At 70.3% G+C, this 14818-nt stretch carries 13 protein-coding genes and 1 pseudogene; 8 read left to right on the top strand and 6 right to left on the bottom strand.

Annotation, left to right across the window (positions count from 1 at the left end):
- Positions 1-34: 34 nt before the first annotated feature.
- Both AB5J49_RS05760 and solA read right to left on the bottom strand, forming a co-directional pair.
- Positions 35-715: a haloacid dehalogenase type II gene (locus AB5J49_RS05760; RefSeq protein WP_369167355.1), complete on the bottom strand. Its 681-nt coding sequence runs from the start codon at positions 713-715 to the stop codon at positions 35-37.
- 117 nt (positions 716-832) lie between these two features.
- Positions 833-1969 carry an N-methyl-L-tryptophan oxidase gene (gene solA, locus AB5J49_RS05755; protein ID WP_369167354.1) on the bottom strand — a complete coding sequence of 379 codons (1137 nt, stop codon included), beginning with the start codon at positions 1967-1969 and terminating at the stop codon, positions 833-835.
- 279 nt (positions 1970-2248) lie between these two features.
- Between solA and AB5J49_RS05750 the strand changes: the two genes are divergently transcribed.
- The 6 genes and pseudogenes from AB5J49_RS05750 to AB5J49_RS05725 all read left to right on the top strand — a co-directional run bounded on the left by AB5J49_RS05750 (position 2249) and on the right by AB5J49_RS05725 (position 10628).
- Positions 2249-3871, top strand: a complete 1623-nt coding sequence (locus AB5J49_RS05750) for a PucR family transcriptional regulator (RefSeq protein ID WP_369167353.1) — start codon at positions 2249-2251, stop codon at positions 3869-3871.
- A 68-nt stretch (positions 3872-3939) separates the two neighbouring features.
- Positions 3940-4140, top strand: a pseudogene (gene aspA / locus AB5J49_RS05745) (aspartate ammonia-lyase); the annotation flags it as partial.
- Between the two features lie 410 nt (positions 4141-4550).
- Positions 4551-6074, top strand: a complete 1524-nt coding sequence (locus tag AB5J49_RS05740; protein ID WP_369167352.1) for an ABC transporter substrate-binding protein — start codon at positions 4551-4553, stop codon at positions 6072-6074.
- A gap of 6 nt (positions 6075-6080) precedes the next feature.
- Positions 6081-7922 carry an ABC transporter permease subunit gene (locus AB5J49_RS05735; RefSeq protein ID WP_369167351.1) on the top strand — a complete coding sequence of 614 codons (1842 nt, stop codon included), beginning with the start codon at positions 6081-6083 and terminating at the stop codon, positions 7920-7922.
- A 600-nt stretch (positions 7923-8522) separates the two neighbouring features.
- Positions 8523-9308 (top strand): indole-3-glycerol phosphate synthase TrpC, encoded by a 786-nt coding sequence (gene trpC, locus AB5J49_RS05730; RefSeq protein ID WP_369167350.1) that lies wholly within the window; start codon positions 8523-8525, stop codon positions 9306-9308.
- A gap of 342 nt (positions 9309-9650) precedes the next feature.
- Positions 9651-10628 carry a tyrosine-type recombinase/integrase gene (locus AB5J49_RS05725; RefSeq protein WP_369167349.1) on the top strand — a complete coding sequence of 326 codons (978 nt, stop codon included), beginning with the start codon at positions 9651-9653 and terminating at the stop codon, positions 10626-10628.
- A gap of 141 nt (positions 10629-10769) precedes the next feature.
- Here AB5J49_RS05725 and AB5J49_RS05720 read toward each other — a convergent pair whose 3' ends face one another.
- The gene (locus tag AB5J49_RS05720; protein ID WP_369167348.1) at positions 10770-11693 is read right to left on the bottom strand and encodes an SDR family NAD(P)-dependent oxidoreductase; all 924 of its coding nucleotides are present in this window, start codon (positions 11691-11693) and stop codon (positions 10770-10772) included.
- 88 nt (positions 11694-11781) lie between these two features.
- On the opposite strand from AB5J49_RS05720, the gene AB5J49_RS05715 reads away from it, so the two are divergent.
- Together AB5J49_RS05715 and AB5J49_RS05710 are read left to right on the top strand one after the other, a co-directional pair.
- Positions 11782-12351 (top strand): TetR/AcrR family transcriptional regulator, encoded by a 570-nt coding sequence (locus tag AB5J49_RS05715; protein ID WP_369167347.1) that lies wholly within the window; start codon positions 11782-11784, stop codon positions 12349-12351.
- A gap of 233 nt (positions 12352-12584) precedes the next feature.
- Positions 12585-13459 (top strand): IS5 family transposase gene (locus tag AB5J49_RS05710; RefSeq protein WP_369167346.1). Its coding sequence is split into 2 segments (ribosomal slippage): positions 12585-12972 and positions 12972-13459, totalling 876 coding nucleotides; the frame shifts between segments, so codons are not numbered across the junction.
- Between the two features lie 64 nt (positions 13460-13523).
- Here AB5J49_RS05710 and AB5J49_RS05705 read toward each other — a convergent pair.
- From AB5J49_RS05705 to AB5J49_RS05695, 3 genes are read right to left on the bottom strand one after another with little or no spacing between them, the layout of a single operon-like run.
- On the bottom strand, positions 13524-13850 hold the full coding sequence (locus AB5J49_RS05705) for a Tn3 family transposase (RefSeq protein ID WP_369167345.1): 327 nt from the start codon (positions 13848-13850) through the stop codon (positions 13524-13526).
- Between the two features lie 33 nt (positions 13851-13883).
- The gene (locus AB5J49_RS05700) at positions 13884-14357 is read right to left on the bottom strand and encodes a hypothetical protein (protein ID WP_369167344.1); all 474 of its coding nucleotides are present in this window, start codon (positions 14355-14357) and stop codon (positions 13884-13886) included.
- Positions 14358-14386: 29 nt separating this feature from the next.
- Complete coding sequence (locus AB5J49_RS05695; RefSeq protein ID WP_369167343.1) at positions 14387-14815, bottom strand: DUF6262 family protein; 429 nt, start codon at positions 14813-14815, stop codon at positions 14387-14389.
- Positions 14816-14818 lie beyond the last annotated feature (3 nt).

Here is a 14818-nt window from a genome sequence, read left to right as displayed (position 1 = left end):
AGAAGGTGCTGGGTGAGTGGGTGTGTGTCGCGAGTCAGATGCCGAGCATCTGGTTGAGCTCGTCCAGGGACTTCACCGTCACGTAGTCGTAGCCGTGGGTGACCGGGTCGTTGCCACGGTCCAGCAGGATGAGGTTGCGGAAGCCCATGTCGTGCATCGGCATCAGGTCGTAGCGGGTGTGCGAGGAGACGTGCACGAAGTCCTCGGGGGAGGCGTCGAGCTGGTCGAGCATGTACTCGAACGCGCCGTACCGGGGCTTGTAGTAGCCGGCCTGCTCGGCGGTGTAGACCGCGTGGAAGTCCGCGCCGAGCCGGGGCACGCTCTCCTCGAGGAAGGAGTCGTCGGCGTTGGAGAGGATCACCAGCTTGTAGTTCTCGCCCATCTTCTTCAGCGGTTCCGGCACGTCGGCGTGCGGGCCCCAACTGCGCACGCCGTCGGCGAGCCGCTTGCCCGCGTCCGGGGCCGCCTTGATGCCCCACTTGCGGCAGACCCGCTCGAAGGAGTCCTGCAGCACCTGCTCGTAGGCGTAGTACTCGCCGCGGACCTGGTCGTAGCGGTATCCGCGGAACTCCTTGACGAACTGGTCCCACTGCTCGGCCGGGATCTGGTCGCCGACGAGCTCACGCGTGATGGGGGTCATCGGCCACTCGATCAACGTGCCGTAGCAGTCGAACGAGACGTACTTCGGGCGGAACTGAAACGAGGGAATGGGCATGAGGATGCTCCTGTCTTTGCTTCGGGGAACGGGTGACGACCGGTGTGCCCCTTTTCGGGCATGTCCATGACAGAAATGTCGAGGTGGGCGGGGCGATGCCGTCAACATCGCCGGGGATCAGGCGGCGCCGACTCCTGCCGGAGCGAGGAAGTCGACGGGGTGCTCCGTGGTGCCGTCGAGCGCCAGGTCGGCGGCGATCTCTCCCATCGCGGGCGAGAACTTGAAGCCGCTGCCGGAGAATCCGGCCATGACGATGATGTCGTCCTCGCCGGGGAGATGACCGACGAGCGGGTTTCCGGAGTCGGTGTAGCCCTCCATGTAGGCCGACATCCTGATGGGGTCGGGGTTCAGGTCGGGCATGAGTTCACCGATGAGCTCGCGGAAGGTGCCGAGTTCTTCGGGGCGGACCGTACGGTCGAGCCGTTCGGGCTCGGGCACCGGCGCATGGTATTTGAAGGAGAGACCGAGCTTGACGGAGATGCCGTCGGGCGACGGGATTCCGAAGCAGTCGTGGGGTGTGGCGCGTACGAAGGCAGGCGCCCCGCCCGCGAACCAGTCGTGGCGGGTGGGCAGGTGCCAGGAGCAGACCACCCGGCGGACGTCGACGGTCCGGGGGAGGTCCGGGAGCAGGGTGTTGATCCAGGGGCCCACGGTCACCACGGCGGCGTCCACGTGGTCCGTGCCCTGGTCGGTGACGATCTGCACCCCGCCGCCCGCCGCGGGGACGACCTCGCGCACCGTGGTGTAGCGGTGCAGCCGGGCACCCAGCTGCTCGGCACGGGCGGCGGCGGCCTGAATCGACGCCTCCGGCCTGATGATGGCGCCCAACCGGTCGAGGACGGCGGTGTGTCCGTCCGGGAGCCGGTGCTGCGGGTAGCGACGGGCGAGTTCCTCCCGGTCCAGTACCTCGTGATCCAGCCCATGGGCGGCGCTGGTGGAGAGGAGGAAGCGCATGGACGGTGAGGCGGCCTCTCCCATCACGAGGGAGCCGCTGCGGCGTCGCAGCGACCGGCCCGTCTCCGCCTGGAGCTGCTCCCACCACCGGTCCGCGAGCCGCAGCAGCGGAATGTACCCGGGCTCGCCGAGGTGGGCGGCTCGGAAGATGCGGCTCTCGCCCCCCGCCGCGCCGCGGTCGTGACCCGGCGCGTAGCGGTCGTAGCCGATGACCTCGGCTCCGCGGGCGGCCAGTCGCCACATGGCCTGGCTGCCCATGCTGCCGGCACCGATCACGGCGACGCGCTTCGGGATGCGCATGAGGTCGCTCCTCTCGACGGTGTGGTCTGGGTGGCAGTCGGGCGCCAGCACGGTGCGGACACCGTGCGGACCCTTCCGGTTCGGATCCCGCTGGGGATGGCGTTCACTTTCCGCCCGGGGGAACCTGCAGGTCAACCCACACTGTGTTCCACCTTGGGGCCTTCTCAAGACGGTCTGTCACTGCGGACGGCCCGCTCCGCAAAATGCCGGCCACCCTCTTGTCACGGTGAGTGGCCGGTGCGAGGGTGAGCCCGATCCCCTCGGATGAAAGCACCGCCTATGCCGCCCAGACGTCCCGCAAGCGGGCACTTCCCCACGGTCAGGGAGGTACTGCGCCTGCCCGTGCTCGCCGAAGGGATGCCGCGCGTACTGGCCGGCGAGTCACAGCTGGACAGCGCGGTGCGCTGGGTGCACGTCACCGAGCTGCTCAATCCCGCCGATTTCCTGGAGGGCGGCGAGCTGGTGCTGACGACCGGCATGCCGTATCCCGAGGACGCCTCCGAGCTGCGCGGCTACGTCGACCAGCTCGCCGACGTCGGCGCGGCCGGCCTGATCGTGGAGCTCGGTTACCGGTACCGGAAGGTGCCCGCCGAGCTGGTGGTGGCGTGCCGTGCGCGTGAAGTGCCGCTGGTCGAGCTGGCCCGTGGCGTCCGGTTCATCGACGTCACGCAGGCGGTGCACGCGCTCATCCTCGACGCCCAGGGGGCGCTGCTGCGCCGCGGGCGGGACATCCAGGACATCTTCACTGCCCTGACACTGCGGGGCGCGACGCCCGAGGAGCTGGTGCACACCACCGCGGAACTCACCGGAGCCCCTGTGGTGCTGGAGGACCTCACCCACCGGGTCCTGATGTGCGAACTGCTCGGCCGGCCGTACGAGCCGGTGGTGTCGGCCTGGTCGCGGCGTTCGCGGGCCGCCCCGACACCGGAGAGGATCACGCCGAGCGGCCCGGAGGGGTGGCTGATCGCGCCGGTGCAGGACCACCACGGGCCATGGGGGCGGCTGGTCCTGCTGGAGGGCCGGCTGAACGCCGAGCCCGACCCGGAACACATCCTGGTGCTGGAGCGTGCGGCGGTCGCGCTGACCATGGCGCGCCTGGCCGGACCGGCCTGGTGGGAGCGCCGGGCCCACCGCTCCGTACTGCGGGACCTGTACGAACGGCGTTTCCGCTCCCCCGCGGACGCGCGCGCCCGCGCCGAGGCACTGGGCCTCCCGGCCTTCGGGCACCGGCTCTTCGCCGTGGTCATCCGCCACACGCACACCGGCACCGAGGGTGAGCACCTCGACGAACGGATCGCGAAGGCGCTGGCGCAGACCGGCGTCCGCGCCCTGGTCGGCGAGACGGCCCCGGGCCGGATCGGCGTACTTCTGGCACTGGCACAGGCGAGCGCCTGGCAGCCGGTCGCCGAGCGGATCGGCCGTCTGACCCGGGAGGAGCTCGGACCGGAGGCCGTCGTCGCCGTCGGCCCCGGGGTGACCGACCTTGCCGGGATCGCCCGGTCGTGGCAGGAGGCGGAGCAGACGGCCGAGGCCATCACACCGGCCTCCCCGGAGCGGTGGTTCTACGTCCCCGCCGACGTCCGGCTGCCGGAGTTGCTGGGCGTCCTGCGGGAGGACACCCGTCTTCAGCGGTACGCGGAACGGCAACTGACCCGCCTCATCGAGCACGACGACCGCAACAGCGGCGATCTGCTCCCGGCACTGCGCGCCTATCTGGCGGCGGCCGGGAACAAGTCGGTCGCGGCGAAACGCGCCGGCATGTCCCGGCAGGCGTACTACCAGCGCCTCCACACCATCGAACGGCTCCTCGGCTGCGACCTGGAATCAGGTCTGCAGCGCACGTCCCTGCACGTGGCGGTGCTGGTCCTGGACGCCGGAGAAGCAGCTGTTCCCGGCGCATGACGGGCACGCCGGTCGTCACGCGGACCAGCCTTGCGGCGACCGGCGCCAGAGGGGGACGCCTTGCGTCGGCGCTGCGCCGGACCGTGGAGAACTCCATCGGCCTGGTCACGGCCCTGAACCCGCACATCGGGTACACGGCTGCCACCGACATCGCCAAGGAGGCACTGGTCTGCGGCCGGGGTGTGGCCGAACTCGTCCTGGAGAAGGGCCTGTTGCCGGCCGAGACCCTCGCCGACCTGCTGCGGCCGGAGGTCGTCGCGGGCAGCGGCCAGCCCTGGCCTGACGGCCGTCGGCGCTGGCACCGGCCCGGAGGTCCGGCCCGCCCCCGTCCGGTCGGCGCGCCCGCACAACGGCACGAACAGGCGTCTCCTTTCATGGGGACTTCAGGACCTCGCCGCCATGATCACCGGAGCATCGCGGCTCCTCGGCGAAGGCCAGGGCCTCCTGGCGCTGTGAACCGTCGTGCGGCGCATCTCGGGGCGGTGTCCGACCGGCTCGTACGACGGCCGGTTCGGTCGCAGCGGGTGCCGAACAGGCATTGCGAGTCGATCTCATTGGTTGAGAATTAATCTATCGAGGTAGATCAAGTAAGGCTTGCCTTATATGCTGAGCAGGCCCCCTTCGCCCCCGTCTGGCGTGCAAGGGATCAGACCATCCTCCCTCGCATGACAGGACCCCCATGCGCACGACCTCCCGCGGTCTCTTCTTGACACTTGCCCTCACCCCGCTGCTGGCCGGCTGTTTCGTGGCCGGCGAACGAGGCTCCGGTTCGGATGCGCAAGGTGCCTCGGCCGGGCGGCTGAGAGTCGCGCTCGCGGTGCCGCCAGTACAGGCGCTGTCGCCCTACAGCAACGACGCCACCGTGCTGAGCAAGCTTTCCGTGGCCGAAGGGCTCACCGCTCTGGACAAGAACGGCGCCGCCGCGCCCGCGCTGGCGAAGTCCTGGAAGCAGACCGCCCCCACCACCTGGACCTTCGAGCTCCGCAAGGCCACCTTCCAGGACGGCACGCCGGTCACCGCCGAGTCCGTGGTCAACTCGCTCGACCACGCGGACGCCGCCGAGCTCAAGCCGCGCGTCCTCAGCGACGTGACCCTCACGGCGAAGGCAGAGGACGCAGACACGGTCACCATCAGCACAAAGGCCGCCGACCCGGTGCTCCCGCTGCGGCTGGCCAGCCCCGCGCTGGCCATCCTCTCCGGCAAGGCGTACGGCAAGGGCGGCACGGTCAGCCCGGTCGGCACCGGGACGGGCCCCTTCGAGATCACGAAGCTCACCGGCAAGTCCAAGGCAGCGCTCGACCGTTACGACGGCTACTGGGGCGGCAAGGCCAAGGCGTCCGGCATCGACGTCACGTGGATGGCCGACGGTACCGCCCGCGCCAACGCCCTGCGCGGCGGCGACGTCGACATCGCGGAGTGGATCCCCACCGCACAGGCCAAGCTGCTGGACGACAAGACCCGTCACGAAGTTCCGTCGGTGCGGACCGACAGCCTGATCCTCAACACCGGCAGCGGCCTCTTCACCGACCCGGCGCTGCGCGCGGCGGCCCGGGAGGACGTCGACGGCTCGGTGCTCGTCGACTCGGTCTTCGGTGGGTACGCCGACTCCGCGCAGGGCCTGTTCGGGCCCGCCGTGCCCTGGGCGGCCGACAAGCGCGGCGAGGTGACCGGCCGCGCCAAGGCCGCGACCGCCGCCCAGGTGAAGGCGAAGACCCAGGGCAAGACCCTGCGCCTGGCCACCTACACCAACCGCGCCGAGCTCCCCGAGGCCGCCACCGTCCTCCAGCAGCAGCTGGAGAAGGCCGGGTTCACCGTGAAGCAGGACGTGCGCGAGTACACGCAGATGGAGGCCGACCTCCTCGCCGGCAAGTACGACGCCCTCGTCTTCTCCCGGGTGACCCTCCTCGACACCGGTGACGCGGTCGCGTACCTGGCGAGCGACTACACGAGCAACGGCGTGTACAACATCGCCGGTCTGAAGGACTCCCAGGTGGACCGGGCTGTCAAGTCCGCGGCCGAGGAGGCCGACATGACGAAGCGACAGCAGAAGATCATGGCGGCCGAGGCGGAGATCCTGCGCACCGACGCCGTCGTGCCGCTGGTCCACGAGAAGGTCGTCCAGGGCATCGCCACCGACGTCGAGGGCGTGCGCCTCGATCCTCGCGAGCGCTCCCTGATCGACGTCGACACCCACCTGAAGTAGCAGCCGATGAGCTTCACGCCGGTCGGTACGGAGGCCTGCCCGTCCCGGTGGCGCGCGGGCCTCGGCCGCCTCACTGCCGGGGCCGCGCTGCTGACGGCCGTGGCCCTGCTGCCCTGGCTGTCCGGCAACGACCCCGCGCTGACCGTCCTGCGGGCCCGTTCCGCCGACCAGGATCCGGCTCCGGAGCAGCTGGCCGCTGTTCGGGAGCAACTGGGCCTGGACGAGGGGCCGTTCGTGCATCTCGCGCACTGGCTGGGCGGGTTGCCGCGCGGCGACGCGGGCACATCCTGGGTGTCCGGTGAGGCGGTGCTGCCCCAGGTGTCGGGTGCCTTCGCGGTCTCCTTCACGCTGATGCTCGGGGCACTCGTGGTCACCATCGCGGTGGCCGCGCTGGTCAGTGCCCGCACCCTGTATCTCGGCTCCCGGCGACGGCTGCACCGGGGGAGAGCGGCCATCGGGGTCGCGGTCCTCGCCGCGTTGCCCAAGTTCCTGCTCGCCTCGCTCCTCGCCACCGTGTGTGGGGTGTGGCTGGGCTGGCTGCCGTCCAGTGGGTGGGAGGGGCCGCCTTCGCTGGTGCTGCCCGCGCTCGCCCTCGGAGTCCCGTCCGGGGCGATGATCGGCGGTCTGCTCGACCAGTCCCTGCCCGCCGCCTTCAACGAGCCGTGGGCCCGGACCTGGCACGCCTACGGGTTCGCGCCCGGCCGCGTCGCCCGGCACGCGCTGCGCCGCACCCTGGCCGGTGTGCTCCCGCAGCTCCTGCCGACCGTCGTGGGCCTGGTCGGTGGCGCAGTCGCGGTGGAGAAGATCTTCAACATCCCCGGGCTCGGCCGACTCGCCCTGGACTCCGCCATCGCCCAGGACCTCCCGCCCCTGCAGACCACGACACTCGCCCTCATCCTGCTCGGCGTCGTCGCCGGCCTCCTCATCCAGGCCCTGCGCCGCGCGCTGCTCGGCCCGGCCCTGCGGGACGGGGCCCTGCCCGCCCTGCACGCACCCGCCCTTGCCCGGGGGCGCCTCACCCGCTGGGCCGCCGCCGCGTGTGCCCTCGCCCTGCTCACTCTGGTCACCGCCGGACTCCTACGCGATCCCCTCCACGTCGACACGGCGGCCCGACTGCTCCCGCCCTCAGCCGCAAACCCGTTGGGCACGGACGCGCTCGGCCGCGATCTGCTGGCCCGGTTGGGCCACGGGGCGCTGCGCACGGTGGGAGTGGCCCTCGTGGTGACCGCGGTGTGCACGCTCACCGGGCTGATGCTCGGCATGGCGGCGCAGGTCGGCGCGGGGCTCACGGAAGTGGTGTCGACGATGCCGGCGGTCCTCGCCGGGCTGTTGACCACCGCGGTGACCGGCCCGTCCGCCTGGGGTGCCGCCCTCGCGGTCTGCCTGGTTGGCTGGACCCCCTACGCCGCCCAGGCCGCGGCCTTGCTGGAACAGGAGCGGGCCAGCGGCCACATGCTCGCTTCCGTCTCCTTCGGTGCCGGCCCCGGCTATCTCCTCCGCTACCACCTGCTGCCCGCCGTACTGCCGTCCGTACTGCGCAACGCACTCCTGCGCCTGCCCACCACGGTCCTCGTGCTGGCCTCTCTCGGCTTCCTCGGTCTCGGTGAGCAGCCACCCACGGCGGAGTGGGGCCGTCTTCTGTCGGAGAATCAGCCGTACGTGGAACTGGCGCCCTGGACCGTACTCGGCCCGGCCTGCGCACTCGTCCTGCTCTCCGTTCTCGCCCTCTCCGGCACGGGCGCCGTGGCTGCGCGCCGGCCGGCGTACGCCCTGACTTCCGGTGGGAGAGGCGCATACCAGGAGGGCGGGATCAGGGCCGGGCGAACTGAACCCGAGTCGGTTGCGTGACGTTCGGCCGCAGCGTGGTCCCGGTGATGTCAGTCGTGGGCGGCAGGGACATCCTTGCCGACTGGAGGACCGGTCCTGCCACCCCGGAGCAAGAACTTCACCGACGCCCCCTCAGCTGCGGTCCTGCCCCAACCGCGGTCCGCCGGCGGGTACGTGGAGCAGGACCCTCCGATGCCGGCCAGCACGCTGTCCGAGCGGGGCTCGACACCCTGCTGGAGTGGAGGGCGTCGCGACCAGGACGCTGCGGGTATGGGGCCGGCGGGGACTCGTCGACGACCATGTCGCAGACCGCACACGCCATGGAAGGCGCCGAGCGCCTTCATGCGGCCTGAGGAGTCAGGCGCCACGATTCCCGGTTCGCGCTCACGCTTCCTCACGGATGGCCGCCGGCAGGCGGCAGATGGTCGCCAGGTCCGGGATCACCGCACTTCACGGAGCATCCACGACAAGTTCATTTCCCGCGCTCCGAGGCCGCCGCTACGCACGCCATGATCGATCCGAACAGCCTGCGTGCGAGCATGACTTGGACATGGGTGACGGGCGGGCTCACACAAGCCGGGGGACGTCCGGAGTGGCAGACGATTCGACAAGGAGAGGACGATGAGTGTTCTGGACGGGATCCTCGCGGGAGTTCGCGAGGACCTGGAACAGCGCAAGCTTGCAACGCCGTTGGCGGAGCTGCGCTCCCGGGCAGCGGACGCGGCACCCGCGCTCGATCCCCTGCCCGCTTTCCGTGCGCCTGGGGTGTCCATCATCGCCGAGGTGAAGCGAAGGAGCCCCAGCAAGGGCGAGCTGGCAGACATCCCCGACCCTGCGTCCCTCGCGGCCCAGTACGCGGCCGGGGGCGCCGCTGCGATCAGCGTGCTGACCGAGAGCCGGCGTTTCGGCGGCTCCCTCGCCGATCTGGACGCCGTACGTGCCCGGGTCGACGTGCCCGTCCTGCGCAAGGATTTCATCGTCGACCCCTATCAGCTGTGGGAAGCTCGCGCACACGGCGCCGATCTTGCGCTTCTCATGGTCGTGTCGCTTGACGAGGGCCGGCTCGTCGACTTGATGGGGCTGTGCAAGGAGTTGGGTCTCACGCCGCTCGTGGAGGCGCACACGGCCGACGAAGTGCGGCGCGCTGCCGCCGCAGGAGCTGAGCTCCTCGGAATCAACGCGCGGGACCTGACGACCCTGGACGTGGATCGCACAGTGTTCGCCGACCTCGTGACGGGCATTCCCGAAGGTACGGTCAGGGTCGCGGAGTCAGGAGTGACGGGCCCGAAGGATGTCGCGGAGTACCGCGGTTGGGGAGCCGACGTGGTACTGGTCGGCGAGGCACTGGTCCGCTCGGGGGACCCGCGCAGCGCCGTGCGCGAGTTCATCGGGGCTGCCGGGGCGTGATGGCGTACGGCTCGGCCAATGGCACGCCTGGAAATACCGAGCCGAGCCACGCTCCGTGGCCGGTCCTCGGTCCCGGCGGGCCGCTGGCCGATCACAACCTCGGTGTGACGTATCCGCTCGCACCCCGTCTGGAGCACGGGGGTTGAGGAACATCGGAACGAAAACCGGCGCTAAGGATCTGTCGGCCCTGGTGGGCGGCTGACGGAGCGTCGGCGGCCGGATCCGTCTGAAGTCTTCCCGCAGATAACGCCCTATTATCTGCGGCATCGCTGATCACGACCTGCGGCGACGTTCTCGGGGCCGTGCGCGAAGCGGCCCCGTTATCTGTGGCAAGGGGAAGCGGTGCCCGCTGTCGTACGACTGCCCGCCGGGAAGGCGTTGACCGTCCGCGCGGCGGCCGACGTGTTCCTCGACTCGCTGGACAACGCGAACACGCTCCGGTCGTACGGAATCGGCGTCGGCAAGACCGCCGAACACCTCGGCGAGGCCCGCCCGCTCGCCACCGTCGCGGACGACGAGATCGGCGGCGCCCTCGAACAGCTGTGGGGCGAGGCGGCGGTCAACACGTGGAACGCCCGCCGGGCGGCGGTGCTGTCCTGGCTGGGCTGGTGTGCCGAGCGCGGGTACGGCGGCCCGAAGGTGCCAGCCTGGGTGAAGCGGATGCCCCCGCCGGACTCGGAGACTCCGGCCCGCTCGAAGATGGCGGTCGACCGGCTGATCGCCCGCCGCGACGTCCATCTCCGGGAGAAGACGCTGTGGCGGATGCTCTACGAAACCGTCGCGCGGTCGGAGGAGATCCTGGGCGTCAACATCGAGGAGCTGGACCTCGCCGGGCGCCGGGCTCCGGTGAAGGCCAAGGGCGCGAAGCCGCGCACCCGCCGCCGCGGCGTTACGCGCGAGGACTACGTCCTGGAGCCCGTGTACTGGGACGCCGGTACCGCCCGCCTGCTGCCCCGGCTGATCAAGGGCCGTACGCGGGGGCCGGTGTTCGTCACCCACCGCAAGCCGGGTCCCGGCAAGGTCATCGCGCCGCGTGACGTGTGCCCGGACACCGGGCTGGTCCGGCTGTCTTACGGCCAGGCCCGCGCCCTGCTGGATGCGCACACGGCCATCGGCGGCGTACCGGGCACGGGCTGGGACCTGCACGAATACCGGCATTCCGGGCTCACCCACCTCGGCGAGGCCGGGGCCAGCCTGCCGATGCTGATGGCCAAGTCCCGGCACAAGAAGCCGGAGAACGTACGGCGCTACTTCCACCCGTCGGCGGAAGCGATCGCCGAGGTCACCAGCCTGCTCGCACCCGGCGACGCGCGCCGCTGACCCTGCTGTCACCGGTGTGCCCTACCGCCGTCCCGGCGCCCACGCCGCCAGGGGCATAGTCGGCCAAGGTCCTCCGGGGCCCGCGAGTAGCAGCGCAGGCCGACTCTCTCCTCTTGGTCGGCCGGATCGCGGGTGGAGGCCTCAGACGGAGAACCGGACGTCGGTGAGCTGCTCGGACACGGCCCACAGGCGCTGCTGGACGGCCGTGTCGTGGGACTTCTTGCTGGAGGCGACCACCTCGGGGTATCCGCGGGTTCCGCCCACGCCGTTGGGGCCGTAGAACTGTCCTCCGGTGACGGCGGGATCGGTGGCCGCCCTCAGGGTGGGCAGCGCTCCCATGGCGGCCGGCTGGGTCAGCAGAGGCTGGACCAGTTCGGCCCCCTTGCGCACCAGGCCGCTCATGTTCTGAGTGAGTTCGGTATCCGACACGCCGGGATGCGCGGCGGCGGCGATGGTGGTGTGGTGCGGGGCGAGGCGGCGCTGGAGTTCGTAGGTGAACATCAGGTTGGCCAGCTTGGCCTGACCGTAGGCGGCGACCCGGTTGTAGGAGCGGTCGAACTGCAGGTCGTCGAAGTGGATGTCGGCCCGGATGCGGTGGCCGAAGCTGCTGACGGTGACCACCCGGGAGCCGGGCACGGGCAGCATCAGGTCCAGCAGCAGGCCGGTGAGCGCGAAGTGCCCGAGGTGGTTGACCCCGAACTGCATGTCGAACCCGTCCTCGGTCTTCTGCCGGGGTGTGAACATCACGCCCGCGTTGTTGATGAGCAGGTCGATCTTCGGATGCGCCGTGTGCAGCTCATCGGCGGCCGTGCGTACCGATTTGAGGGAGGCGAGGTCCAGGCGCTGGAGGCTGAGCTTGGTGCCCGGGGCACGCTCGCTGATGCGGGCGAGGGCCTCGCGGCCCTTGTCGAGGTTGCGCACGGCGAGGACGACGTGCGCGCCATGCTCGGCCAGGGCCCGCGCGGTCTGCAGCCCGAGGCCGCTGTTGGCGCCGGTGACGACGGCGACCTTGCCGTCCTGGGTAGGTATGTCCTGTTCGGTCCACCGGTCGGTCGTGCTGGCCATGATCAACCTCCATAAAGTGAATGATGCTTCATGTTGTAGAGTGAAGCATCATTCATCTTTCGTCAAATGGTTCCGGAGGGCCGCCCTCATGACCTCACCCCGACCGCTGCGTGCCGACGCGGCCCGCAACCGCGCCCGGATCATGACCGCGGCGCATGAGCAGATCACCGAGCACGGGCCCGAGGTGTCGATGGAGCAGATCGCCGCTGCTGCGGGCGTCGCGGTCGGAACCCTGTACAAGCACTTCCCGAACAAGAGCGACCTGGTCGCATCCGTGGTCGCCGCCTCGTTCGAAACACTCGCCGACGACGCCGAAGAGTGCCTGCAACGCGAGAGCCAGGGTTCACCCGCCATGGTGGAGCTGACCGGCTTCCTCAGCCGTGTGATGGACACCGTCGCCCACAACCGCGCCGTCAAAGCAGCCGCGTACGCGCTCGGCGCCGACCACGCAGCCCACCCCGCCATGCAGGAGGTGGAGACCCGCGTCACCCAGGCCCTCGGCCGGCTCATCCGCACCGCACAAGCCCAGGGCGGTCTGCGCGCCGACTTCACCGTCGACGACCTGTACCTGATGCTCTTCACCCTCCCCGCCGACCAGCCACCCACCGCCCGCGCCCGATGGCTCGCCCTCCTGCTCACCGGGCTCACCGCCCGCTGACCGACCGCGGGGGTACGCCGCCGTCGCGGCCACCGCCGGGACGCCCTCTACGACCGCCTCGCCTGCCGACAGAAGGCGTACCGGGCCCGCCGACGGGCCGCCGAGCGGGTCCGCGAAGCCGTAACGGCCCCGGCCGGTGTGACGACTCGCGGAACCAGCTCCGGGGCTCTGGCCAGCACGGACGCCTAGGGTCTGTTGCGAAAGTGGATCTTGTTCGTTGATGATCACGTCCTGTGGGACGTGGTGATCTGACGAACGGCCAGTGGGCCCGGCTGGAGCCGTTGTTGCCGGCGGGCATCAAGCCGGGCCGTCCGCCGGTGTGGACGCGGCGGCAGCTCATAGACGGCATACGGTGGCGGACCCGGACCGGTGCACCCTGGCGCGACGTGCCGGAACGCTATGGGCCCTGGGACCGGGTCTACGACCTGTTCCGGCGCTGGCAGAGGGACGGGACCTGGGCGAGGATCCTCACCCAGCTTCAGGCCGAGGCGGACGCCAAGGGCCTGATCACCTGGGACGTGAACGTCGACTCCACCGTCTGCCGGGCCCACCAGCACGCCGCCGGAGCGGCGAAAAGGGGGACCTCCAGAAGGAACCGCCGGGCGGGATCTTCGCCGAGCCGGCCGACCACGCACTCGGACGATCCCGCGGCGGACTGACCAGCAAGATCCACCTCGCGGTCGAGCAGGGGCAAAAGCCCTTGTCCGTCGTGATCACGGCCGGGCAGCGGGGCGATTCCCCGCAGTTCGAAGCGGTCCTGGAAGCCATCCGGGTCCCCAGGCTGGGGCTCGGCAGGCCGCGCAAGCGTCCCGACCGGGTTCGGGCCGACAAGGCGTACGACTCCCGCGGCAACCGCTCCTACCTGCGCAGACGCGGGATCAAGGCCACCATCCCGGTCCCGGCGGACCGTGTCCGCAACCGCCTCACGCGCGGATCGCGCGGCGGGCGGCCACCGACGTTCGAGAGGGACGACTACAAGCAGCGGCACGCGGTCGAGTGCGGGATCAACCGGCTCAAGCGCCACCGGGCCGTCGCCACTCGCTACGACAAACTCGCCGTCCGCTTTGAAGCGACCGTGCTGGTCGCGGTCATTAACGAGTGGCTGTGACCAGCACTTTCACAACAGGCCCTAGGCCAAGATGGTGGCGACCTCGACGCGCCGCCGTACGACGTCACTCGTCGTCGGCAGCGTCCTTGTCGCGCAGCGGGCGCATACCGCCGGGCAGCTCGGGCAGCTTGAACGAGTACCGGCCCAGCATGTTGATGTGCTGTCGCACGAACGGCGAGAGGCGGGCGACATCCTCGTCGCGGACGTCGAACCCGTCCGCCCGCAGCTGGTCCACCGCGGCGTCCATGTACCTCGTGTTGCACAGCGTATCCGGGGCAAACAGTGAGAGTGTGCTGTTTGCGCAGGTAGAACACTTGCAGACGCATCTGCAAGTGACTGTCCCTGATCGCGACTTTGAAGGTGACAAACGCTCAGGGAGCCTCGCTGGCACACTCTTCGCATGGATGCTGGAACGGCAGCGGTTCTAGGAGCTGGGGTGGGAGTGATGGGGACAACCCTGGCTGCAACTATTGCTGGGATAGCGGGGCAGCGGCAGGTTCGAGCTGAGCATCGTCACTGGCGTCGTCAGCTCCGCCGTGATGCCTATGCCGCCTTCACGGGCAAGGCCGACGAGGTTCATGAGGCCCTGCGGGGTATCGAGGCTGAGCTGGCCAGGCCAGGTCATGATCTCGATGGACTGCGTCACCTTCTCGAAGAGAGCCGCAGATTGCTTCGAGCGGACCTGGCGGATACCCAGACCGCAGTCGAGCTTGAAGGTCCGGAGGAATTGGCCCGGATGGCTGGCGAGTTGCGACAGTCGCTGTCGGCTTGTGTGGCAGCGATTCAGGCGAGAATCCTTGGACGGGAGAGCGGCGATGCGATTGACGCGAACCAATCGCATCGCATCAGGAGTTACCTCGGCCATGCGTCGAATAAACGGCAGCAGTTTGTGAGCCACGCCCGCAGGGCCATCGATGTGTGAGGACGTCAGGAGCAGGGGCTCTCAGGGCGGGTGGTGTGTCGGGGGCCGAGGCTGCGTCGCAGTTCGAGGTTCTCGCTCTGGGCTGCTTCGAGGGCCTGCCGCAGGGCTTGGACCTCGTCGCGGTGGCGCCGCTTGAGCTCGGCGAGCTGGGCGGTGAGGATGCGCACGACGCTGCTGGGCGAGTCGTCGGGCGGTTGCGGGGCCGGCCGTGGCGGGTGGCTTCGCTGCTGGGACCTCAGCTGTTCGACGCGTCGGCGGAGCTCGGTGCAGCGGTAGAGGAAGTCGAGCGAGACGCCGGCGGTCTGGGCGAGGCCGCGGAAGGTGATGGGCTGTCCGCGGCGGATCATCTCCCGCAGGCCCTTCTCGGCGCGGGCCTGGGCGGCGGCGCTCTTGCGGGCGGCGGCCTGGCGGAGGTTGTCGGGGTTGCCGCGCATGCC

The sequence above is a fragment of the Streptomyces sp. R28 genome (assembly GCF_041052385.1).
GTDB lineage: Bacteria > Actinomycetota > Actinomycetes > Streptomycetales > Streptomycetaceae > Streptomyces.
The sequence above is the reverse complement of the archived record's forward strand: the minus strand, read 5'-3'. Positions and strand labels throughout refer to the sequence as shown.